At 62.9% G+C, this 24,201-nt stretch carries 18 protein-coding genes; 12 read left to right on the top strand and 6 right to left on the bottom strand.

Translation table 11 applies throughout. From position 1 onward, the window contains the following. Positions 1 to 16 precede the first annotated feature (16 nt). From KTQ42_RS07345 to KTQ42_RS07315, 7 genes are all read left to right on the top strand, one after another. A complete protein-coding gene (locus tag KTQ42_RS07345) occupies positions 17 to 1,006 on the top strand; it encodes an XrtA/PEP-CTERM system-associated ATPase (protein ID WP_217344921.1) in 990 nt (329 codons plus the stop codon). 136 nt (positions 1,007 to 1,142) lie between these two features. Next, positions 1,143 to 1,964 (top strand): XrtA system polysaccharide deacetylase, encoded by an 822-nt coding sequence (locus KTQ42_RS07340; RefSeq protein WP_249222886.1) that lies wholly within the window; start codon positions 1,143 to 1,145, stop codon positions 1,962 to 1,964. Then, the gene (locus KTQ42_RS07335) at positions 1,961 to 3,043 is read left to right on the top strand and encodes a FemAB family XrtA/PEP-CTERM system-associated protein (protein ID WP_217344919.1); all 1,083 of its coding nucleotides are present in this window, start codon (positions 1,961 to 1,963) and stop codon (positions 3,041 to 3,043) included. Before KTQ42_RS07340 ends, KTQ42_RS07335 begins: the two co-directional genes overlap by 4 nt. Positions 3,044 to 3,046: 3 nt before the next feature. After that, positions 3,047 to 4,273: a TIGR03087 family PEP-CTERM/XrtA system glycosyltransferase gene (locus KTQ42_RS07330; RefSeq protein ID WP_217344918.1), complete on the top strand. Its 1,227-nt coding sequence runs from the start codon at positions 3,047 to 3,049 to the stop codon at positions 4,271 to 4,273. Then, the gene (gene xrtA / locus KTQ42_RS07325) at positions 4,264 to 5,802 is read left to right on the top strand and encodes an exosortase A (RefSeq protein ID WP_249222675.1); all 1,539 of its coding nucleotides are present in this window, start codon (positions 4,264 to 4,266) and stop codon (positions 5,800 to 5,802) included. The genes KTQ42_RS07330 and xrtA overlap by 10 nt, the downstream gene beginning before the upstream one ends. Then, positions 5,783 to 6,949 carry a TIGR03088 family PEP-CTERM/XrtA system glycosyltransferase gene (locus tag KTQ42_RS07320; RefSeq protein ID WP_249222674.1) on the top strand — a complete coding sequence of 389 codons (1,167 nt, stop codon included), beginning with the start codon at positions 5,783 to 5,785 and terminating at the stop codon, positions 6,947 to 6,949. Before xrtA ends, KTQ42_RS07320 begins: the two co-directional genes overlap by 20 nt. A gap of 2 nt (positions 6,950 to 6,951) precedes the next feature. Then, positions 6,952 to 8,877 carry an XrtA/PEP-CTERM system amidotransferase gene (locus KTQ42_RS07315; protein WP_217344917.1) on the top strand — a complete coding sequence of 642 codons (1,926 nt, stop codon included), beginning with the start codon at positions 6,952 to 6,954 and terminating at the stop codon, positions 8,875 to 8,877. 336 nt (positions 8,878 to 9,213) lie between these two features. Here the strand turns inward: KTQ42_RS07315 and KTQ42_RS07310 are convergent, their stop codons facing one another. Both KTQ42_RS07310 and KTQ42_RS07305 read right to left on the bottom strand, forming a co-directional pair. Beyond that, on the bottom strand, positions 9,214 to 10,212 hold the full coding sequence (locus KTQ42_RS07310; protein ID WP_217344916.1) for an NAD-dependent epimerase/dehydratase family protein: 999 nt from the start codon (positions 10,210 to 10,212) through the stop codon (positions 9,214 to 9,216). After that, positions 10,209 to 11,576: a UDP-glucose/GDP-mannose dehydrogenase family protein gene (locus KTQ42_RS07305; RefSeq protein ID WP_217344915.1), complete on the bottom strand. Its 1,368-nt coding sequence runs from the start codon at positions 11,574 to 11,576 to the stop codon at positions 10,209 to 10,211. The genes KTQ42_RS07310 and KTQ42_RS07305 overlap by 4 nt, the downstream gene beginning before the upstream one ends. Before the next feature lie 412 nt (positions 11,577 to 11,988). Here KTQ42_RS07305 and KTQ42_RS07300 point away from each other — a divergent pair, with 412 nt between their 5' ends. The 5 genes from KTQ42_RS07300 to KTQ42_RS07280 all read left to right on the top strand — a co-directional run bounded on the left by KTQ42_RS07300 (position 11,989) and on the right by KTQ42_RS07280 (position 19,008). Then, positions 11,989 to 13,167 carry a glycosyltransferase family 4 protein gene (locus KTQ42_RS07300; RefSeq protein WP_217344914.1) on the top strand — a complete coding sequence of 393 codons (1,179 nt, stop codon included), beginning with the start codon at positions 11,989 to 11,991 and terminating at the stop codon, positions 13,165 to 13,167. Then, on the top strand, positions 13,164 to 14,321 hold the full coding sequence (locus KTQ42_RS07295; protein WP_217344913.1) for a glycosyltransferase family 4 protein: 1,158 nt from the start codon (positions 13,164 to 13,166) through the stop codon (positions 14,319 to 14,321). The genes KTQ42_RS07300 and KTQ42_RS07295 overlap by 4 nt, the downstream gene beginning before the upstream one ends. Next, entirely contained in the window at positions 14,314 to 15,639 is a 1,326-nt protein-coding gene (locus tag KTQ42_RS07290) for a putative O-glycosylation ligase, exosortase A system-associated (protein ID WP_217344912.1), read from the top strand. Before KTQ42_RS07295 ends, KTQ42_RS07290 begins: the two co-directional genes overlap by 8 nt. A 1-nt stretch (position 15,640) precedes the next feature. After that, complete coding sequence (locus KTQ42_RS07285; RefSeq protein WP_217344911.1) at positions 15,641 to 17,938, top strand: glycosyltransferase; 2,298 nt, start codon at positions 15,641 to 15,643, stop codon at positions 17,936 to 17,938. 92 nt (positions 17,939 to 18,030) lie between these two features. Beyond that, positions 18,031 to 19,008, top strand: a complete 978-nt coding sequence (locus KTQ42_RS07280) for a glycosyltransferase (RefSeq protein WP_217344910.1) — start codon at positions 18,031 to 18,033, stop codon at positions 19,006 to 19,008. A 125-nt stretch (positions 19,009 to 19,133) separates the two neighbouring features. On the opposite strand, the gene KTQ42_RS07275 is transcribed toward KTQ42_RS07280, so the two are convergent. The 4 genes from KTQ42_RS07275 to KTQ42_RS07260 form a co-directional block, all read right to left on the bottom strand. Continuing rightward, entirely contained in the window at positions 19,134 to 20,429 is a 1,296-nt protein-coding gene (locus KTQ42_RS07275) for a glycosyltransferase family 4 protein (protein ID WP_217344909.1), read from the bottom strand. 58 nt (positions 20,430 to 20,487) lie between these two features. Further along, positions 20,488 to 21,522, bottom strand: coding sequence for a glycosyltransferase family 2 protein (locus KTQ42_RS07270; RefSeq protein ID WP_249222884.1), 1,035 nt, complete (start codon positions 21,520 to 21,522; stop codon positions 20,488 to 20,490). Between the two features lie 85 nt (positions 21,523 to 21,607). After that, positions 21,608 to 23,050, bottom strand: coding sequence for an oligosaccharide flippase family protein (locus tag KTQ42_RS07265; protein WP_217344907.1), 1,443 nt, complete (start codon positions 23,048 to 23,050; stop codon positions 21,608 to 21,610). Between the two features lie 34 nt (positions 23,051 to 23,084). Then, positions 23,085 to 24,029, bottom strand: a complete 945-nt coding sequence (locus KTQ42_RS07260) for a hypothetical protein (protein ID WP_217344906.1) — start codon at positions 24,027 to 24,029, stop codon at positions 23,085 to 23,087. Positions 24,030 to 24,201 lie beyond the last annotated feature (172 nt).

The raw sequence follows: 24,201 nt of genomic DNA, 5'->3' as shown, positions 1-24,201 counted from the left end.
CGGAGAGACTGAATCGATGTATGAATCTTTTTACGGGCTGCATGCCAAGCCCTTCCAGTTGCGGCCGGACCCGAATTTCTTTTTCGGCAGCAAAGGCCACAAGCGCGCCATGTCCTATCTCGAATACGGACTCTCGCAAGGCGAGGGCTTCATCGTCATCACCGGCGAAGTCGGTGCCGGCAAGACCACGCTGGTGCGCAACCTGTTTCGCAAGCTCGAATCGAACCGCATCATTGCCGCGCAAATCGTCAACACCCACCTGAGCTCCGACGATACGCTGCGCTCGGTGGTGGCCGCCTTCGGCTTGCCATTCGACGACCCGAGCAAGACCGGCCTGCTGGCCCGGTTCGAGCAATTCCTGCGCTATAGCGACAAGCAGGGCAAGCGGGTGCTCTTGGTGGTGGATGAAGCGCAGAACCTGACGCCGCAGACGGTGGAAGAGCTGCGCATGCTGTCGAACTTCCAGACCAACGAGAAATCGCTGCTGCAGACCTTCCTTCTCGGGCAGCCGGAATTCCGCCGCACGCTGCACAGCGAGGACATGCAGCAGTTGCGCCAGCGCGTGATCGCCACCTATCACCTGGGTCCGATGGATGCCGGCGAGACGCAGGCCTATATCGAGCACCGCCTGCAGACGGCGGGCTGGAAGGGCGATCCCGTGATCACGCCGGAAGCCTATGCGGCCATCTACGATTATTCCGGCGGCATACCGCGCAAGATCAACACCCTGTGCGACAGGCTGTTCCTGATGGGCTACCTCGAGGAACTGCATCAGTTCGGCGCCGAGGAGGTGGGCGAAGTCATCAAGGATATCCAGGAGGAGTTCACGCCGCCACCGCCGGAAATGAACGCCTTGCCCGCTTATACGGGCGGCATGCCGCGCGGCTTTGCCGACACCACGGCCGAGAGCATGGAGCTTCTTGACGAGAGGCTCTCCAAGATCGAGCGCTCGGTCACCTCGGTGCTGGATGTGCTGAAGCGGCTGATCTCCACATCCAAGATCTGAACCCGATTCAAACAGCTCCCGGTCCGGCGCCAGCGCCAGTGGCGGGGAACAGGAGTACACCATGCAGACAGGCACGACACAGTCCGACGCGGCAGGCCACGCAACTGGCCGCCCTACGGGCCCGATACGCAACGCAATGACGATCGACGTCGAGGATTATTTCCAGGTCTCGGCCTTTGCGCCGCACATACCGCGCGAAAGCTGGAACACCATGGATTGCCGCGTCGAGCGCAATGTCGAGCGCATACTCGGCCTGCTCAAGGAGCGTGACGTCAAGGCCACCTTCTTCACGCTGGGATGGATCGCCGAGCGCTATCCGCAGGTGGTGCGCGCCATCGTCGATGGCGGCCACGAACTGGCCAGCCATGGCTATGCGCATCTGCGCGCCTCGGACCAGAGCGCCGAGGAATTCCGCGACGACATCAGCCGCAGCAAGGCGCTGCTGGAAGACATCTCGGGCCAGCAGGTGCTGGGCTACCGCGCGCCCAGCTTCTCCATCGGCACCCGCAATCTGTGGGCGCTGGACACGCTGCGCAACGCCGGCTACCGCTACAGCTCCAGCATCTATCCGATCCAGCATGACCATTACGGCATGCCCGACGCGCCGCGCTTTGCGTTCTATCCGAATGGCGAGGATGGCCTGCTGGAAGTGCCGATCACCACAGTGCGGGTGATGGACCGCAATTTCCCGGCGGGCGGCGGCGGCTACTTCCGCTTCTTCCCGTATGCGCTGTCGCGCTGGTTCATCGACAAGGTCAACCGCGACGACAAACAGGCCGGCATCTTCTATTTTCACCCATGGGAAATCGATCCGGGACAGCCGCGCCAGCATGGCGTGGGCTTCAAGACCCGGTTCCGCCATTACGTCAATCTGGATCGCATGGAAACCCGTCTGCGGGCACTGACCCGCGACTTCCAGTGGGATCGCATGGACAACATTTTCTTGCATAAATCATGAGCGCCATTATCGAAGCATCGCAGGACCGCGCCCGGGCCAACGCCGCACAGGCCGCGCCCCATATCCGCCTGATGCAGCCGCAGGATGCGGCCCGCTGGGACGAATTCGTGCTGAACTGCCCGGAAGCCAGCTTCTTCCACCGCGCCGGCTGGCAGAAGGTGATCGAGCAGGCTTTCGGCCACAAGACCTATTTCTACCTGGCGGAGGTGGATGGCCGCATCGAGGGCGTGCTGCCGCTGGCGGAAATCAAGAGCCGCCTGTTCGGGCATTCCCTGGGTTCGCTGCCGTTCTGCGTCTACGGCGGCCCGGCCGCCAGTTCCGCCGCGGTGGCCGAAGCGCTCGACCGCGAAGCGCAGGCGCTGGCGGCGAAGCTGCAGGTGGGCCACCTGGAATACCACAACGTCGCGCCGCGCCATGCCGACTGGCATGCCAAGGACCTCTACGTCACCTTCCGCAAGGAGATGGACGCGGACCCGGAAAAGAACATGAACGCCATCCCGCGCAAGCAGCGCGCCATGGTGCGCAAGGGCATCAAGGCGGGGCTGGCCAGCGAGATCGACGCCAACGTGGACCGCTTCTTCACCGCCTATTCCACGAGCGTGCACCGGCTAGGCACGCCGGTCTTTTCGAAGAAGTACTTCCGGCTGCTCAAGGAAACCTTCGGCGACGACTGCGAGGTGATGACCATCGTCAAGGATGGCAAGCTGATCAGCAGCGTGATGAGCTTCTATTTCCGGGACGAGGTGCTGCCTTACTATGGCGGCGGCATGCCGGAAGCGCGCGAGGTGGCCGGCAACGATTTCATGTACTGGGAGCTGATGCGCCGCACCTGTACCCGCGGCTATCGCATCTTCGATTTCGGCCGCAGCAAGAAGGGCACCGGCTCGCACGACTTCAAGAAGAACTGGGGCTTCGAGCCGACGCCGCTGCACTACGAGTACAAGCTGGTGCGCGCGACCGAGGTGCCGGACACCAATCCGCTCAATCCCAAGTACCAGCTGATGATACGCACCTGGCAGAAGATGCCGATCGCGCTTGCCAACCTCATCGGCCCGCATATCGTCAAGAACCTGGGCTGAACCGTGGAGCATCTCCTTTACCTGGCGCACCGGATTCCTTACCCGCCCAACAAGGGCGACAAGATCCGTTCCTATCATCTGCTGCGGCACTTGTCCGAGCGCTATCAGGTGCACCTGGGCACGTTCATCGACGACCCCGACGACTGGCAGTACGTCGACGCGGTCAAGAAGCTCTGTGGCGAAACCCATTTCGTGAAGCTGGACAGCCGCCGCGCCCGCATCATGAGCGCGACCGCGCTGCTGGCGAACCGGCCGCTGAGCCTGGACTATTACCGCAGCCGCTCCCTGTCGGAATGGGTGGCGCGGCTGCATCGCAAGCTGCCGGTATCGCGGGTGCTGGTGTTCTCGTCGGTGATGGCGCAGTTCGTCGAGCCGCAGCGCTATGCGCGCAAGGTGATCGACTTCGTCGATGTCGACTCCGCCAAGTGGAGCCAGTATGCGGTGCAGAAGTCATGGCCGATGAACCGGGTGTATGCCCGCGAGGGCAGGCAGCTGCTGCGCTACGAGCGCCGCGTGGCAAGGGAATTCGATGCTTCGCTGTTCGTCTCCGCGCAGGAAGCGGCGCTGTTCTCCGGCCTGGCGCCGGAAAGCGACGCCCGCATCGGCTGGTTCAGCAATGGCGTGGACAGCGGCTATTTCTCGCCGATGCATGACTTCGACAATCCCTACCCGGAAGGCGGCCCGGTGATGGTGTTCACCGGGGCGATGGACTACTGGCCCAATGTCGATGCGGTGCAGTGGTTTGCCGACGAGGTGCTGCCTGCCATCCTGCAGCGGCATCCGCAGGCGCGCTTCTATATCGTCGGCTCAAGGCCGACGCCGCAGGTGCAGGCGTTGGGGCAACGGCCCGGCATTCATGTCACGGGCACCGTGCCCGATGTGCGTCCGTATCTGGCCCATGCGCAGCTGTCGGTGGCGCCGCTGCGCATTGCGCGCGGCATACAGAACAAGGTGCTGGAAGCGATGGCCATGGCCAAGCCGGTGATCGTATCGCCGCAGGCACTGGAAGGCATCAGCGCGCAGGCCGGCCGCGATCTGCTGCTGGCCAGCGATGCCAGCGAATTCATCGGCCTGGCCTGCGACGCCCTCGATGAACTGCCGGCCGACCTCGGACGCGCTGCACGGGCGCAGGTGGAAGCCAGCTATAACTGGGACGTCAACATGTCGCGGGTCGATGCGCTGCTCGACATTCCTTCCCATCAACCGAGAACGGCGTCCACATGCTCCTGACCGAAACCCGCGCCGCGCCGCGCGACATGCTCAAGACCATCGCCATCGCCGTGGCAGTGCTTGCGCCGTTCCTCATCTATGCGGCCACGGCCCGCTCCATCGTCGCCATCTGGAACAGTTCGGAAACCTTTGCGCATGGCTATGTGATCCTGCCGATCAGCCTGTGGCTGATATGGAAGAGGCGCGCAACGCTGATGCAGATGTCGCCGCAGCCCTACTGGCCGGCGCTGCTGTCGCTGGCGGTGTGCGGCTTCGGCTGGCTGCTGGCAGAGATGGGCGACGTGCAGGTAGTGCGGCAATATGCGTTCGCCGCGATGCTGCCGCTGACCGTGGTGGTGGTATGCGGCCTGCGCATTTCCTGGGCCATTGCCTTTCCGCTGGCCTATGTGCTGCTGGCCGTGCCGTTTGGCGAAGTGTTCATCGATCCGCTGATCAATGTCACCGCCGACTTCACCGTCTGGGCCCTGCAGATGACCGGCATTCCGGTGCTGCGCGACGGCACCAATTTTTCCATCCCCACCGGCAACTGGTCGGTGGTGGAAGCCTGCAGCGGCGTACGCTACCTGATTGCCTCCTTTACGCTGGGCTGCCTGTATGCCTACCTGACCTACCGGTCGCGCAAGCGGCAACTGCTGTTCGTGCTGATCTCCATCCTGGTGCCCATCGTCGCCAATGGGTTGCGCGCCTACATGATCGTGATGATCGGGCATCTGTCCGGCATGGAGCTGGCCACGGGCGTGGACCACATCATCTATGGCTGGCTGTTCTTCGGGCTGGTGATGTTCATCATGTTCTGGCTTGGCAGCCGCTGGCGCGAGGACATCAGCGCCGCCGACGAGGCCGATGCCGAGACGGTGCGCCGCGATGGCGCCAATGCCGCCAGTTCGATGCAGGTGGCCGCGGCTGCAGTGGCCGTCGTCGCCTGCCTGGCATTCTGGCCCCTGTATGCCGGCTTCACCTTGCGCGCCAACGAATCGGCGGCTGCGCCCACCCTGGCTGGCCTGCAGCCGGCCTGGGCCGCAGGACAATCATTCACGGCCTGGACGCCACGCCTGAACAAGGCAGCCGCCACCCTGAACCAGGTGCAGGCGCAGGACGGCCAGCAGGTCGGGCTGATGGTGCGTTATTACCGCAACCAGCCGCAGGGGGCCGGACTGATCAGCTCGACCAATCAACTGGTGGGCGATGTCGAGTCCGACCCATGGCGCCGCACCGGCTCGGCTGCGCGCATTGAAAACATCAATGGCCGGCCCTTGCAGGTAAGGGAAACCCGGCTGCGCGGCCCGGACGGCGCGCTGGTGGCCTGGCAGTGGTACTGGATCGATGGCGGATTCACCGCCAATGATTACCTGGGCAAGCTGCTGCAGGCCAAGGAGCGCCTGCTGATGCGCGGCGACGATGGCGCAGGCATCCTGGTCTATGCCCGCCACGATGAAAACCCGGACGCTGCCCGCGCCGCGCTGCGCAGCTTCATTGCGGCGCAGCTGCCCTCGCTGGAGGCGACGCTGAATGCAAACCGGCCGCACTGATGGTGTCGATGCGATGAATGCCGCGCCTCTGGTCGTCCATCTGATCTACCGCTTCGACTTTGGCGGGCTGGAAACCCTGGTGGCCGAATGCATCAACCGCATGCCGGCGCGCCAGTACCGGCATGCGGTCGTCTGCCTGACCGGCTATACCGAGTTTGCCAGGAAGATCAGCCGCGATGACGTGCAGATCATTGCGCTGGACAAGCCGCCCGGACTGGCGCTGGGCACCCACCTGAAGCTGTGGAAGCTGTTGCGCCAGCTGAAGCCGGCCGTGCTGCACAGCTATAACCTGGCCGCGGTGGAATATGCATGCACCGCCGCGCTGGCCGGCGTGCCGGTGCGGGTGCATGCCGAGCATGGCCGCGATGCGGCCGACCCGCATGGCCTGAACCGCAAGCACAACCTGCTGCGGCGTGGCGTGACGCCCTTCATTGACCGCTACATCCCGGTGTCGGACGACCTGCAGCGCTGGCTGCGCCAGGTGGTCGGCGTGCCGGATGCCAAGACCCTGCTGATCGCCAACGGTGTCGACACCGAGCGCTTCGCGCCGCGCCAGCGTGACTATGCGCGCCGCGAGTTCGTGATCGGCACGGTTGGCCGCGTCCAGGATGTGAAGAACCACAGCGGCCTGATCGACGCCTTCATCCGGCTGCGGGAAATGCTGCCCGACCATGCCGGCCGGCTGCGCCTGGCCATCGTCGGCGATGGCCCGCTGCTGCCGCGCATCCGGGAAAAGGTGAACGCGAGCGGGCTGCAGGATGTGGTGTGGCTCCCGGGCTCGCGCACCGATATCGCGCAGCTGATGTCCGACTTCGACGTGTTCGCGCTTCCCTCGATTGCCGAGGGCACGCCGGTTACCATCCTCGAAGCCATGGCATGCGGCTTGCCAGTGGTGGCATCCAGGGTGGGCGGCATACCCGAAGTGGTGCAGGAAGGCGTGACCGGCCTGATGCCGCCGCCGTCCGACGCCGACGCGCTGGCCAGGGCGCTGGCCGTTTATGTGCAGGACCCGCAGCTCGCCGCGCGCCATGGCGCCGCCGGCCGCGAGCGGGTCGAGAAGAGCAACAGTATCGCCGCCATGGTGGCCGGTTATGCCGGCTTGTACGACACCCTGCGCGCAATGAAAACCAGAACCAGCAAGGCCTGACTATGTGTGGAATCGTCGGAATCTTCGATATGCGCCAGATGCGCGACATCGACCTGCAACTGCTGACGCGGATGAATGAAACCCAGCATCACCGCGGCCCGACCGAGGGCGGCGTGCATCGCGAGGCGGGCATCGGCTTCGGCCATCGGCGGCTGTCCATCATCGACCTGTCGTCGGGGCAGCAGCCGCTGTTCAATGAAGACCATAGCGTGGTGCTGGTATTCAACGGCGAGATCTACAACTTCGTCGCGCTGATGGACGAGCTGACCGGCCTGGGCCACACCTTCCGCACCCGCTGCGACACCGAGGTCATCGTGCATGCCTGGGAAGAGTGGGGCGAGGCCTGCGTGCAGCGCTTCCGTGGCATGTTCGCCTTCGCGCTGTGGGATCGCAACAAGCAGACCATGTTCCTGGCGCGCGACCGGCTCGGCATCAAGCCAATGTATTGCGCGCTGCTGGCCGACGGCATGTTCCTGTTCGGCTCGGAGCTGAAGGCGCTGATGTCGATCCCGGGCCTGTCGCGCGAACTCGACCCGCATGCGGTCGAGGACTATTTCGCCTACGGCTATGTGCCCGAGCCGCGCACCATTTTCAAGAGCGCCTTCAAGCTGCAGCCGGGCCACATGCTGACCCTGAAGGCCGGCGCGACCACGCTGCCGGCACAGAAGCAATACTGGGATGTGCCGTTCAAGCCGCATGCGCCGATGTCGGCCGAGGACGCCGAACAGGAACTGATCGTCAAGCTGCGCGACGCAGTGCAGAGCCACACGGTGGCCGATGTGCCGCTGGGCGCCTTCCTGTCCGGCGGCGTCGACTCCAGCGCGGTGGTGGCGATGATGGCCGGCATGAGCGACGAGCCGGTCAGCACCTGCTCCATCGGTTTCGACGACCAGGCCTATGACGAGTCGGAATATGCCGCCGAAGTGGCGCGGCAATACAAGACCACGCATTACCGCGAGGTGGTCGACAAGGACGATTATGGCCTGATCGACACGCTGGCGCGCCTGTACGACGAGCCGTATGCCGACAGCTCCGCCATTCCCACCTACCGGGTCTGCGAGCTGGCCAGGAAGCGCGTCACCGTGGCCCTGTCCGGCGATGGCGGCGACGAGAATTTCGCGGGCTACCGGCGCTACCGGTATGCGATGGCGGAACAGCGGGTGCGCTCGGTGCTGCCGTCCTCGCTCAGGAAGCCCGTGTTCGGCTTCCTCGGCAATGTCTATCCGAAAGCGGACTGGGCGCCGCGCATGTTCCGCGCCAAGACCACGTTCGAGGCGCTCGCGCGCGACCTGGTGGAAGGCTATTTCCATGGCGTGTCGGTGATGCCTGACCGGGTCAGGGCGCAGCTGTTCTCCGACGGCTTCAAGCGCTCGCTGCAGGGCTACAGCGCCATCGAGGTCATGCGCGGCCATGCGGCCGACAGCCCGACCGACGATCCGCTGTCGCTGATCCAGTACGTGGACATGAAGACCTGGCTGCCGGGCGACATCCTGACCAAGGTCGACCGCGCCAGCATGGCCCATGCGCTCGAAGTGCGGGTGCCGCTGCTGGACCATGAATTCGTGGAATGGGCTTCCGGCGTGCCATCGTCGCTGAAGCTGCGCGGCCAGGAAGGCAAGTACCTGCTGAAGAAGTCGCTGGAGCCGCATCTGTCGCATGACGTGCTGTACCGGGACAAGATGGGCTTCTCGATTCCGCTGGCAAGCTGGTTCCGCGGACCGCTGCGCGAGCGCGTGAAGCAGGCCCTGCTGGGCCCCACGCTGGCCGCCACCGGCATCTTCAACATGCGCTTCCTGCAGGACATGGTGGAGCAGCATCAGTCCGGCCGGCGCGATTACACCGCGCCGATCTATACCGTGATGATGTTCGAGGCCTTCCTGCGCAACTGCCTGGAGGAGACGCCGGCGCATAGCCTGGCTGCTGCCTGATATCTGCCGCTATCCATGGCATGCCATGGATAGCGACGGGTATCCCATCCCGTCGATACCGCTTCCTCCATGCCTCGGCCGTGTAGCAGGGCCGTGAAGGGTCCGCATGCCTGGCGATTTTCGGTTCGCTGCGCATACGGCTTTCCCTCTTCTTTTCAGCGTGTCACAGCGTGCTTTTGTCGCCTGGGTTGCAGGCGTAAGGCGCTTTGCCGTTCTTCAGAAAAGCATTCGCGGACCCGTGCTCCATGACGTGATCCGGCGCGCGGACTGCCACAGGTTCGTGCGCCTTTATACCTGTTCCTCCGGGATCGTCCTGGTCGGTTGGTCAGTCTTCCTCTAGCTTTCAGCCCGGCTGGCGGACCACTGCGCATACCAGCGATAAAATTCCGCCAATCCCTGCGCCAATGGCGTGGCCGGCGCAAAACCTACCCAGTCCCTTAGCCTGTCGGTATCGGCATAGGTCGCCGGCACATCGCCCGGCTGCATCGGCTGAAAGTCAATCACTGCCTTGCATCCCAGCGCCTGTTCCAGCGTGGCGATGAACTCCATCACCCGCACCGGCTGGTGATTGCCGATATTGAACACCGCATGCGCCGCACGTCCGCTTGTGGCCGGCGTCGGCTTGAACAGCAGCCGCACCACGCCCTCGACGATGTCGTCGATATAGGTGAAGTCGCGTTCCAGTTCACCTCCGGCAAAGACCGGTATCGGCTCGCCGTTGACGATCTTGCGGGTGAAGCTGAAATAGGCCATGTCGGGCCGGCCCCAGGGACCATACACCGTAAAGAAGCGCAGGCCGGTCAGGGGCAGGTCGTAAAGATGGCTGTAGGAATAGGCCATCAGCTCATTGGACTTCTTGGTGGCGGCATACAGCGACACCGGGGCGTCGGTCTGGTCGGACTCCGCAAACGGCACCTTGGTGTTGGCGCCATAGACGCTGCTGCTGCTGCTGGCGTACACCATATGGGCGGTACGGTGACGGCGGCATGCTTCCAGCATGTTGGCAAAACCGACCAGGTTGGACTGGATATAGGCGGCAGGGTTTTCCAGGGAATAGCGCACGCCTGCCTGGGCCGCCAGATGCACCACGTGCGTGGGCCGCACCGACTCGAACAGCGCTGCCACCTGCTGGTTGTCCGACAATTCCAACCGCTGGCAGGCGATGCCCCGCGGCGCCAGCAGCGCCGCAACGCGGTCGTGCTTGAGCTGCGGATCGTAGTAGTCGTTGAAGTTGTCGCAGCCGACCACGCGGTGCCCCATGTCGGCCAGTCGGGCGGCGACGAAGCTGCCGACAAAGCCGGCAGCGCCTGTCACCAGGATGGTGTGCTGCGTCATCGCGCGTCGGCCTGGCCGCGCCGGCCGATGCCGTAATAGGCCAGTCCGGCATCGGCTACCGTGGCCGGGTCGTACAGGTTGCGGCCATCGAAGATGGCGCGGCCGCGCAGCGTCTTGGCCAGGCGCTCGAAGTCAGGCGAACGGAATTCCTTCCATTCCGTGACCAGGGCCAGCGCGTCGCAGCCTTCCACAACTTCCCATGCATTGCTGCACAGTGTGATCTGGCGGCCGAATGCTTCCTCGCCGTGTTCCTGCAACAGCAGGCGCCGTGCTTCCGAGGAAGCTACCGGGTCGTAAGCGCGTACCTGGCAGCCGGCTTCGAGCAGCTTCCTGATCAGTACCAGGCTGGGCGCTTCGCGCATGTCGTCGGTGTTGGGCTTGAAGGACAGGCCCCACAGCGCCAGGGTCTTGCCGCGCAATTCCTGGAAGCTGCCGAAATGGCGGACGATCTTGTCGAACATGATCGCCTTCTGTTCCTCATTGACCGTTTCGATCGCATTGAGCAGATGCAGGCGCCGGCCATGGTCGACCGAGGTCTTGAGCAGCGCCTTGACGTCCTTCGGGAAGCAGGAACCGCCATAGCCCATGCCGGCGTAGAGGAAATGCGGCCCGATGCGCGGGTCAGAACCGATGCCCATGCGGACTGCCTCGATGTCGGCGCCCAGCAGTTCGGCCAGGTTGGCCAGTTCGTTCATGAAGCTGATGCGGGTGGCCAGCATCGCATTGGCCGCATACTTGGTCAGCTCGGCGCTGCGCACATCCATGTGGATCAGCTTGTCGTGGTTGCGGCTGAATGGGGCATACAGCTTGCGCATGATGCTGGTCGACTGCGGGTCGTCGCTGCCGACGACGATGCGGTCCGGCCGCATGAAGTCGTCGATGGCCGCGCCTTCCTTCAGGAATTCCGGGTTGCTGACCACGCTGTAGTCGATCTTGACGTCCCGCTTGGCAAGTTCCTCGGCGATGGCCGCGCGCACCTGGTCGGCGGTGCCGACCGGAACGGTGGACTTGTCAACCACGACGATGGGCCGTGTCATGCGCTGGCCGATGCTGCGGGCCGCCGACAGGATATGGCGCAGGTCGGCGCTGCCGTCCTCGTCGGGCGGCGTGCCGACCGCGATGAAGATGACTTCGGCATGCGCGACGGCGCGGTCATAGTCGGTGGTGAACAGAATCCGTCCAGCCGCCGCATTGCTGGCAACCAGCTTGTCCAGACCCGGCTCATGGATGGGAATCTGGCCCGCGTTGAGCATGTCGATTTTCCTGGCGTCGACGTCAAGGCACAAGACCGTGTTGCCGACATCGGCAAAACAGGCGCCGGAAACCAGGCCAACGTAGCCAGTGCCGATAATGGTAATTTTCATAAGCGGATTCAGTATTAAAAGTCGAAAACGGATGCCAGAGCGTCTTGGCCTGGCACGAGGTCAGCAGTATAGCGGCGACACCAGCCTGTCCGAGCCTAACGACAGCAGGCTGAATTAGCATCAATATTCTTTTCTGGCAATATTGCTTTTATCAAAGCCGGAGAAGAACGTTGAAACAAACCGCACTACTTTCGATATTGCTCAATGTAAATGTTATCAAGAATGAATTATCATTCAATTGCGCCGGTTTTCCAATTGATTTGACGCAATAAACGGTGCGCTGCCGCAAAACTGCTTTACCATGCGCCGGCGCATTGCGGCCGATGGTCAATCAGGCATGATGCTGCGTTTTTCGCATGCGCAAACGCGGACGCAGGCTGCAACAGAAATAGCGCCGCTCTCAGACAGGACAATGAAACTACTTACGTTCAGCACCTTGTTCCCCAACCAGCGATGGCCCAATCACGGCATCTTTGTGGAAACCCGCTTGCGCTATCTGGTAGCCAGCCGGCAAGTACAGTCGCGCGTGGTCGCCCCGGTACCCTGGTTTCCCTTCAGCCATCCACGCTTTGGCCTATATGCCACGTTTGCGCAGGTGCCTCCCAGCGAGCAGCGCTTCGGGCTGGACGTGCTCCATCCGCGTTACCCCGTGATTCCGAAAATAGGCATGAGCGCCGCGCCGGTGCTGCTGGCCAATGCGCTGAAGTCCACGCTGGGCCGCATCATCGACGAAGGCTACGACTTCGACCTGATCGACGCGCATTACTTCTACCCGGACGGCGTGGCCGCCGTCATGCTGGGGCGGTATTTCAACAAGCCCGTGGTCATCACGGCCCGCGGCACGGATATCAACCTGGTGCCGCAATACCGGCTGCCGCGGCGGATGATACGCTGGGCAGCCGAGCAGGCGGCCGGCATGATCACCGTCTGCAATGCGCTCAAGGACGAGATGGTGGCGCTGGGCATCGATGGCAGCCGCATCACGCCATTGCGCAACGGCGTCAACCTCGAGCTGTTCCAGCCGGGCGACCGCGCCGCGCTGCGGGCCGAGCTCGGCATGGAAGGCTTCACGCTGATGTCGGTAGGCCACCTCGAACCCCGCAAGGGTCATGAACTGGTGATCCAGGCCTTGCCGGCGCTGCCCGAGGTGCATCTCAACATTGCCGGCACCGGGCCGGACCGCAGGAAGCTCGAAGACCTGGCGCAAGCGCTCAAGGTGCAGGACAGGGTGCGCTTCCTTGGCCCCTTGCCGCAAACCGAGCTCAAGCGCTGGTACGGCGGCGCCGATGCGCTGGTGCTGGCCTCCAGCCGGGAAGGCTGGGCCAACGTGCTGCTCGAATCCATGGCCTGCGGCACGCCGGTGGTGGCGAGCAATGTCTGGGGCACGCCGGAAGTGGTGGCGTCGCCGGAGGCCGGGGTGTTGATGCGGGAACGCACGCCGCATGGCGTGGCAGAGGCGGTGACGGCGCTGCGCGCCAGCTATCCGTCGCACGAGGCCACCAGGCGATATGCAGAGCGATTCAGCTGGGATGACACTACCCAGGGACAGATCGCGCTATTTCAAAGGATTGCAGCACAGGGCAGGGCATGAAAATACTGTATCACCACCGAACCCGTTCCAAGGACGGGCAATACGTCCATATCGAAGAGATGATCCGCGCACTGCGCCAGCTTGGTCATGAAGTCATCGTGGTGGCGCCGCCCAGCGCTGAAACCGAAGACTTCGGTTCCGATGCCGGCATGGTGGCGTGGCTCAAGCGCAGCATCCCGAAGTGGATGTATGAGCTGATGGAGCTTGCCTACAGCCTGGTTGCGTACCGTCGCCTGGTCAGAGCCGTGCGCGAGCATCGGCCGGACTGCCTGTATGAGCGCTACAACCTGTTTCTGCCGGCGGGCATCTGGCTCAAGCGCAAGTTCGGGCTGCCGATGCTGCTGGAAGTCAACGCACCCATCTTTGAGGAGCGCGCTCGTTACGACGGCCTGGCGTTGAAGGGGCTGGCGCGCTGGTCCCAGGCCTATACCTGGAATGCGGCCGACTATGTTCTCCCGGTCACGCAGGTGCTGGGCGACATCGTTGCTTCCTATGGCGTGCCGCGCGAGCGCATCGTGGTTATTCCCAATGGCATCAATGCCAGCCAGTTCAGCGAGGCGCCCGAAAGCCGTGCCGCCAAGGCCGCACTCGGACTGGAAGGCAACATCGTGCTGGGCTTCACCGGCTTCGTGCGCGACTGGCATGGCCTGGACAAGGTGATCACGATGATCGCCGACGATCCGCCCGAGTCCAGCCGCCATCTGCTGGTGGTGGGCGACGGCCCGGCGCGGCCGGCGCTGGAGGCGCAGGCGAGGGAACTCAACATCGAGCATCGCGTGAGCTTCACCGGCGTGATCGGGCGGGACGAGGTGGCGCGGTATGTCGCCGCATTCGATATCGCCCTGCAGCCGGCGGTGGTGGAATATGCGTCGCCATTGAAGCTGTTCGAATATCTGGCGCTCGGCAAGGCCATCATTGGCCCTGCGCAACCAAACCTGATGGAAATCCTCACCGACGGCCAGAATGCGGTATTGTTCGACCCAAAAGCGGCCGATGGCATGGCAGCCGCGATCGGCAAGCTCAGCGCCGACGTTGCCCTGCGCGAGCGCATGGGCGAGAACGCACGCAAGACCATCAACGACAAGCGACTGACCTGGCGGGAAAACGCGATGCGCGCCGTCGAACTGTTTAAAAGGATTCCGAAGCATGCGTGACATTGTCATATTCGGCATCATCTTCGGCCTGATTCCCGTGATGTGGAAGCGGCCCGCGATCGGTGCCCTGGTGTTCATGTGGATCAGCCTGATGAATCCGCACCGTCTTGCCTATGGCCCCGCGCATGATTTTCCGTTTGCGATGATGGTGGCCGTGATCACCATCGCCGCCGTCCTGTTCTCCCGCGAGCCCCGCCAGTATCCGGTGACACTGCCCACCGTTCTGCTGGTGGCGTTCATGATATGGACCACGGTCACCACGCTCTTTGCGATTTCGCCGCCTTTCCTGGTCAATGCGGAATGGAGCCGTGTCATCAAGACATTCGTCATGGTGGTGGTCACCATCATGGTGGTGCAGAAGGAAGACGACCTCAAGAAGATGATCTGGATCCTGGCCTTGTCGCTGGCGCTCTTTGGCGCCAAGGGAGGCCTGTTCACGCTGGCCACGGGCGGCTCGTATCGCGTGCTGGGGCCAAGCGGCAGCTATATCGCCGAGAACAATTCCCTGGCCCTGGCCCTGGTGATGTCGGCACCCATCATCTGGTACCTGCGCTTGCAGGCGCAGAAGCGCTGGATGCGTCATGGCCTGGAGGTATTGACTGCGCTGACCATGGTGGCTGCCGCCGGCTCCTATTCACGCGGCGCCTTGCTGGCCGGTGCGGTAATGATGGGCTTCCTGTGGCTCAAGAGCCGCAACAAGGTCAGCACCGGCCTGGTGCTGCTGCTGATGATTCCGCTGGTGTTTCTGGCCATGCCGGAGCAGTGGCATGAGCGGATGTCGTCCATCGGCGAATACAAGACCGACGGCTCGGCGCTGGGCCGTATCAACGCCTGGTATTTCGCCATCGAAGTGGCCAAGAACCATGCGCTGGGCGGCGGCTTCATGGTGTTCAACCCTGCGATGTTCCGGGTCTACGCGCCGGACCCAACCGATTTCCACGCGGCCCACAGCATCTATTTCCAGGTGCTGGGCGAACATGGTTATATCGGCCTGGCGATCTTCGTTGGCCTGCTGGCATCGGCCTGGCACATGGCTTACCGCATCATCAAGAAGACACGCATGCATCCTGAATTGAAGTGGGCTGCCGACTTCGCCGCAATGTCGCAGGTCAGCCTGATCGGCTACATGGTGGGTGGCGCATTCCTCTCGCTGGCTTATTACGATTACTTTTACTATGTGATGGCCGCGCTGGTCGCGACCCAGCGCATCGTGATCAGGCAACTCGCATCCGCCGTGAAGAAGAACGTGCTCGGCCAGAACATGGATATGCAGCCACAGCCAGCGCTGAATACCGGAACCGCCCATGCCGGTACCTGATATGCAAAATTCCTTCTTGCCATTGCGTCGCGGCGATGTCCCGCCGCAAAGTCGCGGGCTGGCGGCGCGCTTCTCCAATGGGCTGTTTTCGCTGTTGTCGCCGCAGGGCCAGAATGCCAGGCTGACGATTCTGCTGTTCCACAAGCTGCCCTTGCTCGCCGACCCGCTGACGCCGAACGAACCGGTCTTTTCCCAGTTCGAGCACATCCTCGACTACCTGCAGGAACATGCGAGCGTCCTGCCCCTCACCGATGCTGCCACTGCGCTTGCGCGCGGCAAGCTGCCGAAGAAGGCGGTGTCCATTACGTTCGATGACGGCTACGACGAATGGCTCAGCACCGTCAGTCCAGCGCTGCGCGCGCGCAACATGCAGGCAACCTTCTTCGTCACCACCGAGCAGCTGGACGGTCCTGCCCTCTGGCATGAGCGCATCATCGCGGCAGTGAGGGCGCTGCCCGACAGCGGCGCGCGCCTGCCGTATGGCTTCGCCGCCTATGCCGACCTGAAGCAGCCGAACAATCGCATCAGGCTGATTTCCGAGCTGCAGGAACGGCTCAAATACGCGCCCCTGGCGGAGCGCCTGGGCGCCATCGAAATGATCGAGGCGCAGGCGGTATCGCCGCTGGTATGGCCAAAACCGTTCAACCGCGATTCGGTGCGCCAGTTGCATAGCCAGGGCTTTGAAATCGGCGGTCATACGATCAGCCATCCCATCCTGAACGAATGCAGCGATGAGCAGGCCATGGAAGAGATAGGCGGCTGCAAGGAAAGGCTGGAGGCCATCATCGGTGGTCCGGTCCAGAGCTTTGCCTATCCGAATGGCCGGCCACTGAAGGACTATGACGGCAGGCATGTGGCAATGGTCCGCGCCTGCGGCTACAAGGCAGCTGTTGCCACCAGTGGCGGCGCTGCCCGGCAGGGCTCGGACATTTACCAGTTGCCGCGTTTTACCCCGTGGGGACTGACCAAGGAGCGGATGGCGCTGCAGCTGGCGCGCAACCTGATGACGCCGGAGCGCAAGGCGGTGGTGACAGGGCCCGCCTTCCGGACCAGGCAGGAAAGCGCGGCCCAAACGCCGGTGCGCTGCCTGATGGTGGCGAGCACATTCGCACCCTTGCACGGCGGCTCTGCCGTCGTCTATGAGAATTTATGCATGCATATGCCGCCGGGCAGCGTGCGGGTGCTGACCGCGCATACCAATTACCTGAACGGACGCGAGATCGAGGGCTGGCGCGAGCATGATGCCGCTGCCGTGTACCCGGTTGATCGCATCAGGCTGTTGCGGCCGATGATGCAGCCGCCTCCCGCCAACATCGCGGTGTCGCTGGCGCGCTTCGCCTTTCAGGACATCCCTCTGTATGTCAACGTGCTGATATCGGCGGCCAGGCTGGTCAGGAGGCATCAGATCAATGTGATCTGCATTGGCGAACTGGTGTCGGGCAGCTGGCTTGGCATCGCGCTCAAGAAGGTCTTCGGCACCAGGCTCATCATCTATGTGCATGGCGAGGAAATCACCACCGCGACCGGCGGCCGCCTGCATGGCAACAAGCGGCGCGAGTACCTCAATGCCGCCGACAAGGTGATTGCGGTCAGTGCCTTCACCTGTGATGCCCTGACCCAGCAGATGGGCCTGCGTGCCGAGCAGGTGTCGCTTGTGCCAAACGGTGTTGACACCGAACGTTTCACGCCAGGTGAACGCGATCCGGAACTTGTAAGCAGGCACGGACTCCAATCGTGCAAGGTAGTGCTGACCCTGGGTCGTCTGGTCGCGCGCAAGGGTGCCGACATGGGCATACGCGCGATGGCCAAGGTGATCAGGCAGCGCTCCGATGTCCGCTACCTGATCGTTGGGGAAGGCGAGCTCCGGCCCGAACTCGAACGCCTGATCGCCGAGGAGAACCTGGGTGAATACGTCACGCTGGTGGGCAAGGCATCCGAAGAAGACCTGGTCCGCTATTTCCGGCTCTGCGATCTTTTCCTGATGCCCAACCGCACGATGCCGGATGGCGATACCGAGGGCTTTGGCCTGGTGTTCCGTGAAGCCAATGCCTGCGGCAAGCCAGTCATTGGCGGCCGTGCAGGCGGCGTGGTGGAAGCCGTGATCGACGGCCAGTCGGGCTTTCTTGTCAACGGCGAGGACCCGGACGACATTGCCGGGCGGGTTCTGGCCTTGCTTAACGATGAAACCCTGGCGCGCTTTCTGGGCACACGCGGTATGGAGATTGCGCGGTGTAACAACACCGAGGCAGTGGCCAGGCAGTTCGTGCAAATTTCGGAACGCGTGCTGCGGCAACGCTGACGCGTTGCAGGGGGAGGGTATGGCAGAGGCAAGCTCACGTTGCCTGTGCCCAGGTAGACGGCGCTTCATCTTTACAATACGAAAGATCCGCCATGTCTCTGCTGCAAACGCTATCCCTTGTCATTCCAAGCTATAACCGTGGCCATCTGATCGATGAGACCATTGCCTCCGCTCTGCATCAGGAAACGCCGTTCGACGAGATCATCGTCGTCGACGATGGTTCAACGGACGACACGCTCAGCCATCTGGAAAAATATGGCGACCGTATCACGGTAATTGCTTCCGCCAATGTCGGCGTCCAGAAAGCCCGCAACAGCGGCGTTGCCGCGAGCCGTTCTTCCCACGTTGTGCTGTGTGACTCGGATGACCTGCTTCATCCGGCATTCTGCGCAAGCATGCGCAGGGCAATGGCCGCCCAGCCCGAAATCGATATCTGGTACAGCAATTTCATTCCCTTCACCATCGAAGGGGATCATCCGGACAAGCTGGCGCAGGCGCCGGCCGGCTTTCTGGAAGGCGCCAGATGCGGCGATGATTATTGCGTCGACATTCCGGAACTGTACCGGCGCGTCCTCCGCTATCAGCCTTTCTTCCCCTCCGGAAGCGCATTCAGCAAGCGCTTCTATGAAGCGGTCGGGGGTTACGATGCGCGCTTCAACCGCGTTGGCGGCGAGGACTTCGAGTTCCTGCTGAGGGCAATCTGTCATGGCCGGCTTGGCTACCTGACCGTGCCGCTGGTGCGCGTACGAAAGCACGACAGCAATGATTCCCGCGATACCTTGCGCATGCTGCAAGGAGAAATCCGCATCCTTGAACATTCGCTGCGGACGCATCCCGGCGCCGCGCAGCATCGCCAGCAGGTGCAAGCGGTGATTGATCAGCGCCGGCGGCAGGCATTTGATATTGCCTATGCCCGCGGGGATTTTTCTTCGGCGAAGGAAACCGCGGCCGAGTTTGCGAGCCTGCCCACCGATCCGAAGTTTCAGATCAAGCGCGCCATCACGGCCTGTCCGCCGATGGTGCGGGACGTGGTGTGGCGCCTGAGCCAATCCGGCCGCGACGGCGCCTGACGCTGCTGACCCCGATCAGCCCATCATCCACTAAGGCTCCGCAATGCAAAGGCGCCGGGCTGCAGATGCATGCCCGGCGCCTTGTGTCGATCGATTCGTCAGTGGGAACGCGGTCAGCCTGCCAACTAACTTGTCGGCGTTGCCTGCGCTTCCTGCAGGCCAGTGGGAGCCTGACCTGCCATGGTGGGCAGGAAGATGGCGTCGACGGCCTCTTCACAGGCTCCCATCGAATAGCGCTCCATCACCCTTCGCCGTCCATGGGCGATCAGCCGTTGCGCCAGTTCAGGTTCCTGCAGTAGCCGGCCGCTTGCTTCGGCAAACTCGTCGGGGCTGTTGGCAATCAGCAGCTCGCTGCCATACCCGGCTGCGATCCCTTCGGCGCCCAGCGTCGTGGAAATCACGACACGGCCATAACCAAAGGCTTCCAGTATCTTGATGCGCGTGCCGCCGCCCGCGCGGATCGGCACAAGCACCGCGTCGCATGCTTCGTAGTAGGGAGCGACATCGGGCACATCGCCATGCAACACGAAGGCGCCGGCCGCTGCCTGCTGTTTCATCCACTCCGTCGGACCGCGGCCGATCACGGTGAGGACCGCATTGTCCGGGCCGACCTGCTTGCGAATGGCCGGGATGATCTCTTCCGTCAGCCACTTCACCGCGTTTTCGTTGGGTGGATAGTTGAGCGTGCCGACAAACAGCAGTTGCAGCGGCGCACGCGGCTGGCGCGCGGGAAGCTGGGCCGGCACACGGATCGTGTTGGGAATCACGCCGATCTGCCGCTCGCTGAAACGCTGTGCGAGCAGCGCCTTGTCTTCAGGCGAGCACAACAGCACCTGTTCCATCTCGCTGAAGGCGCGGGCTTCCTCGCGTGCCAGCTTTTTGGCCTCCAGCCACTCCAGTACATAGCCCATCCTGCCCAGGTGGGATACACCCAGCATATTGACCTGCAGCGCCTGTGAACGCGACTCGATGTCGTCAAGGTCGAGAATCCTGCGGTCGGCCCGGACGCCAAGCTGTGCCTGCATCGCGCGCCACAGCGGCATCAGGCGGATGCGCGATACCAGCACCGCATCAAAATGCTCGCTGCGGAACTGGGACAGCCGACTCATGATGTGCTCCACCGGCCAGGTCGACAGCAGCTTGGGATGCGGATTCATCAGCCTGGTGAGGGTGTTGCGTTGCCGTTGGCGCAATGGCTCGCCCTCGTCGGCCACATTGAAGAAGATGGCGCGGCTGCAAAGCTGCTTCCAGCGTTCGGCGAGGATCTCCGGATGAGTAGGGCGGTCCACCGACACGCAGATCATCGTGATGTCGAAGTGGCGCGCCAGTGCTTCCAGCATATTACCCAGCCGCATGGCCGTACCCTGGCCGCCCAGTGCCGGCAGGGTTTGCGTCAGGATCAGTAGTTTCTTTCGTGTCATCGGTACACCTCTCGTATTGCCTTTGGATTTCGGATTGCGTTGCCGCGGGCCTCTGCGGCTACTTGGACGCCATGTGCCGGGCGTGCTGGACCAGCAGCACCTTGCGCAGCAGCTCGACCAGCCGCGGCACGCGCCGCTCCAGGCGCGGCGGGCCGCCCCGGCCCCGCATGCCATCCAGAGCGCCGAGCATGCAGGCACGCGCCTTCTCCGTCTGTGACTTCGACATCAGGATATTGGCTAGGAACAGTGAGCGGTCGAGCAGCCGCAGCCGCAGGCGGCCGCGGTGGGCGGCTGGGGTGTGCCGGCTCCAGAACAGAATGCCGTTGCGCGTCATCAGGTAGAAGTAATACGGTGGCCGGTGCAACAGGTCATAGGGGTAGCGCAGGTGGCGGGCGCGCGCCTCGAAGGCCACCAGGCTGCGCCATCCCGCCTGTGAGAGGCGGGCGCCGATATCGGTGTCTTCGTAGTAGGCAAACATTTCCTCGTCCAGGACCCCGACCTGTCGCAGCGCCGCTACCCGGTACAGCACCACGGTGCCCGCCACCCACATGGTGGCGGCATGCTCGGCTTCCCAGGCACGCGCCTGGGCGATGCCCTCGGGACGTGCCGTTTCAAGACGCGGCCAGTCGTGGCGGGCGCCGCAGAAATCGATTTCCTGGTCGTCATCAAGGGCGACAATCACGGGTGAGGTTGCGCCGCAGTCGGGATGGGCCTGCATCAGCGCTACCAGCTTCTCCAGACAGTCGGGGTCGATCACGGCATCGCTGTTGACCAGCCAGATGAAGTCTTTTTCCTGCGCCAGCGCCATGCGCATGGCGATGTTATGGCCGCCTGCAAAACCCAGGTTGGTATCCTGCCGCAGCAAGGTGACGCGGCTGGCATCGATTCCTTGCCGCAGCAACTGGTAGTCCTCCGCGGCTGAACCGTTGTCGATTACCACGATCGATGCCTCATAGGCGGCGCTGGGTCGTAGCGCAAGCAGCGACTGGACGCACTCCAGCGTCACGGCGGCGGAATTCCAGTTCAGGATGCTGATCAGGATAGTCTGCCTGCCTGGCGCCGCATCGTTATGCACGGGCGGGTTGGTGGGCATCACGATAGGGATTCTCCAAAAATAGCCGGGTCCAGCCGTTGCGGGCGGCCCGTTTCAAAAAGACGAGGCGGCGCAGCGCGCCCGGTCAGGCGAGCCGCGCTTTGAGGCCATTGGCGACGTGGTGCAGTTCGGCCGACAGCGGATGTCCGGTGAGGCGCAGCGCCACGTACCAGACGCTTGCCAGCGGAAGCGCCAGTATCAGCAACACGGCCATGGGCGGCAGCGAGGCCGGCAGGATGGCCTTGAACATCAGTGCTGCGGCCAGGCAGGTCAAGGCTACCGCTGCGCTCGGCCACAGGGCGACCAGCATGGTGCTGAAGCGGTGGCCCAGGTAGGCATAGTGCTGATAAATCATGACTGGCGCGGCAACCAGAGTGGCCGAACAGATCGACCAGGAAAAACTCTCGATATCCCCTTTGAACAGCACATACCCGAACACGATACGCGTGGCCAGCATGGCGATGATGGGCGTGGCTGACAGATAGGGCCGGCCGATGGCGGTCAGTGCCGTCGAGGTGTAGTTGAACATCATGCCGACCGCAGAAGCAAGCAGCAGCGCATCGATCGCGGGTACGGCAGGCATCCATTTCTCGCCGTACAGCGTGACGATGATTTCCTTGCTGAACACATAGGTCAGCGCAAGGGCGGTCCAGCCCACACCGGTCAGCAGGCTGGTGGCGCGATTGATCAGCGGGCCCAGCGGCTCATTCCTGTGGTGCGCCTGCGAGATGTAGGAAAGCGAGCCGTAGTTGACGGTGCTGCCGGCCACGTAGGCAAAGATCGACACGGTCGAGCTGGCGCGGCTGAACAGGCCGACCAGGGTGGCGTTGCCAAGCTTGCCGAGCAGGATGTCGGGCAGCGCGTTGTTGATCGAGCCAAGGCAATTGGACAGCAGCGACCCGACGCCGAAATGCATCACATGACGCCATTTGCGAAAGCTGGGCAGCCACGGCAGGATCGCGGGGCGCAGTGGGATGTAGGCGATGGCGCAGGCAATGATGTTGGCAAGGTTGGCCCAGGCCATGCTCATGGTGCCAAAACCAAGGGCTGCCAGACCCAGGCATGTCACCGCGAAGGTCGCAGTGCCGACCACATTGACGATCGCCTGCTTGCCGGCGGCGAATTCTCGCGTGAGCATCGAATGGGTAATCGAGCCGAACGGAATGAAGATGAAGCCGATGGCAAGGACCTGCATGACGGGCAGCATGGCCGGCTCGTCGAACCATCGGCTGATGGCGCCGCTGGCGAAGAACAGCGCAGCGGCGATCAGCCAGGAAGTGGTGAACATCACGCCGATGGCGGCGCGCATCCGCTCTTCCGTCAGCTCCGGCTCGCGCTGCAGATAGGTGCCGACGCCGAAGTCGCGGAAGATATGGGCAATGTTGACGAACACCACCGTCATCGAGAAAACCCCGATCTCGGCCGGGCTGAGCATGCGCGCCAGCAGGAGACTGACGATAAACTGCACGATCGTCGCTCCCGTGGACGAGAAGAAGTTGATTACCAGGGAGCGGCGAAGGTTGGCCATGAGGAAGCGGTGTACTTTTTCAGAAAAAAAGGGGTCAGGAAGTCAGGCTGGGCAGCAGGGCCGATTCCTTCATCTGCCCGATCACCTTGCGCGAGGTCTTTTCGTAGCGGTCGCTGACAAAGCGCAGCGAGCCAATGAAGTGAATGAAGACCGTGCTGCTGTTCATCACGTCGGGTGTGCCGTACGCCGGATAAGGCAGCACCTGGGTGCCGGCCGCATTGGCCACCAGGTAATTCGAGGTGATCTGCTCGGTGCCCCAGGCCGACCAGCGCTCCATGCCTATCTTGCGTGACATGCAGTTGGAAAATTGGACAAGGTCTTCACGCATGCTGGCCGAAGGAGGAAAGCCGGTAAAGCCCGAGCAGCCGCGAACGTAAAGCGCATCAGCCGGCAGGCCAACTTGCGACATGCAGGCTTCGGAATAGCCCTGGATATGCTTTTGCCCATCCGGATCGGCCTGGGCATTCGCACTGGTGGTGCTGAGCGTGATGAGCGTCTGTTTCGGCGCTTCGCCGAGCACGAAGCCGACACGGCGCGAAATGGCCTGCAGGACTTCATGCGGCCGATCGACAGTGACAGTGTCGGCGTCGAGCTGGACGACATAGGCATCGCGCGCATAATCGCAGATCGCCAGCAATCGCTCCCAGGTGCCGCCACGCGGAATATCGGGATGAGTGAACTCGTCGGCGGCGCGCAGCTCGATATGCGGCACATGGGACAGCAGTATCGTGCGATCTGCCTCATCGATGCTCGGGTCGCACACAACCACCACCCGCTGCGGACAGGCAAATGCGGCAAAGGACTTCAGGGCAACCAGGTAGGCCAGCACGTCGCGCTTCTGCACCATGGACAGCAGCGTGAACGGCAGAGCGCCAGGTTTGAGCGGCGGCGTGTCCAGGATGCCACGGCTGGCTTTCTGATGCAGCCAGCGGTAGTAATCTCTTCTCAGGCGCTGCTGTATTTTGGAAATGAGGGACATTGTGGCCAGGTCAAATATAGAGGAGTCGCGTATGCATCGCATGGAAACCTTTGCATGCAAGTGCGCCGGTGAGAATGCCAGAACCAGTAAAGACAAAGAGGTTTCTTACAAAAATGATGCAATTAGGAAATGTTGATAGGGAGTATAGCATTGCTCAAATTGCAGAATATTG

This window comes from Noviherbaspirillum sp. L7-7A, from assembly GCF_019052805.1.
Classification (GTDB): domain Bacteria; phylum Pseudomonadota; class Gammaproteobacteria; order Burkholderiales; family Burkholderiaceae_D; genus Noviherbaspirillum_A.
This window is presented reverse-complemented; position numbering and strand designations above follow the sequence as displayed.

What these genes read in the sequence shown, in the direction of transcription:
- KTQ42_RS07345 (WP_217344921.1), top strand. Translation starts at nt 17, where the DNA reads ATGTATGAATCTTTTTACGGGCTGCATGCCAAGCCCTTCCAGTTGCGG.
- KTQ42_RS07340 (WP_249222886.1), top strand. Translation starts at nt 1,143, where the DNA reads ATGACGATCGACGTCGAGGATTATTTCCAGGTCTCGGCCTTTGCGCCG.
- KTQ42_RS07335 (WP_217344919.1), top strand. Translation starts at nt 1,961, where the DNA reads ATGAGCGCCATTATCGAAGCATCGCAGGACCGCGCCCGGGCCAACGCC.
- xrtA (WP_249222675.1), top strand. Translation starts at nt 4,264, where the DNA reads ATGCTCCTGACCGAAACCCGCGCCGCGCCGCGCGACATGCTCAAGACC.
- KTQ42_RS07320 (WP_249222674.1), top strand. Translation starts at nt 5,783, where the DNA reads ATGCAAACCGGCCGCACTGATGGTGTCGATGCGATGAATGCCGCGCCT.
- KTQ42_RS07315 (WP_217344917.1), top strand. Translation starts at nt 6,952, where the DNA reads ATGTGTGGAATCGTCGGAATCTTCGATATGCGCCAGATGCGCGACATC.
- KTQ42_RS07310 (WP_217344916.1), bottom strand. Translation starts at nt 10,212, where the DNA reads ATGACGCAGCACACCATCCTGGTGACAGGCGCTGCCGGCTTTGTCGGC.
- KTQ42_RS07305 (WP_217344915.1), bottom strand. Translation starts at nt 11,576, where the DNA reads ATGAAAATTACCATTATCGGCACTGGCTACGTTGGCCTGGTTTCCGGC.
- KTQ42_RS07300 (WP_217344914.1), top strand. Translation starts at nt 11,989, where the DNA reads ATGAAACTACTTACGTTCAGCACCTTGTTCCCCAACCAGCGATGGCCC.
- KTQ42_RS07295 (WP_217344913.1), top strand. Translation starts at nt 13,164, where the DNA reads ATGAAAATACTGTATCACCACCGAACCCGTTCCAAGGACGGGCAATAC.
- KTQ42_RS07290 (WP_217344912.1), top strand. Translation starts at nt 14,314, where the DNA reads ATGCGTGACATTGTCATATTCGGCATCATCTTCGGCCTGATTCCCGTG.
- KTQ42_RS07285 (WP_217344911.1), top strand. Translation starts at nt 15,641, where the DNA reads ATGCAAAATTCCTTCTTGCCATTGCGTCGCGGCGATGTCCCGCCGCAA.
- KTQ42_RS07280 (WP_217344910.1), top strand. Translation starts at nt 18,031, where the DNA reads ATGTCTCTGCTGCAAACGCTATCCCTTGTCATTCCAAGCTATAACCGT.
- KTQ42_RS07275 (WP_217344909.1), bottom strand. Translation starts at nt 20,429, where the DNA reads ATGACACGAAAGAAACTACTGATCCTGACGCAAACCCTGCCGGCACTG.
- KTQ42_RS07270 (WP_249222884.1), bottom strand. Translation starts at nt 21,522, where the DNA reads ATGCCCACCAACCCGCCCGTGCATAACGATGCGGCGCCAGGCAGGCAG.
- KTQ42_RS07265 (WP_217344907.1), bottom strand. Translation starts at nt 23,050, where the DNA reads ATGGCCAACCTTCGCCGCTCCCTGGTAATCAACTTCTTCTCGTCCACG.
- KTQ42_RS07260 (WP_217344906.1), bottom strand. Translation starts at nt 24,029, where the DNA reads ATGTCCCTCATTTCCAAAATACAGCAGCGCCTGAGAAGAGATTACTAC.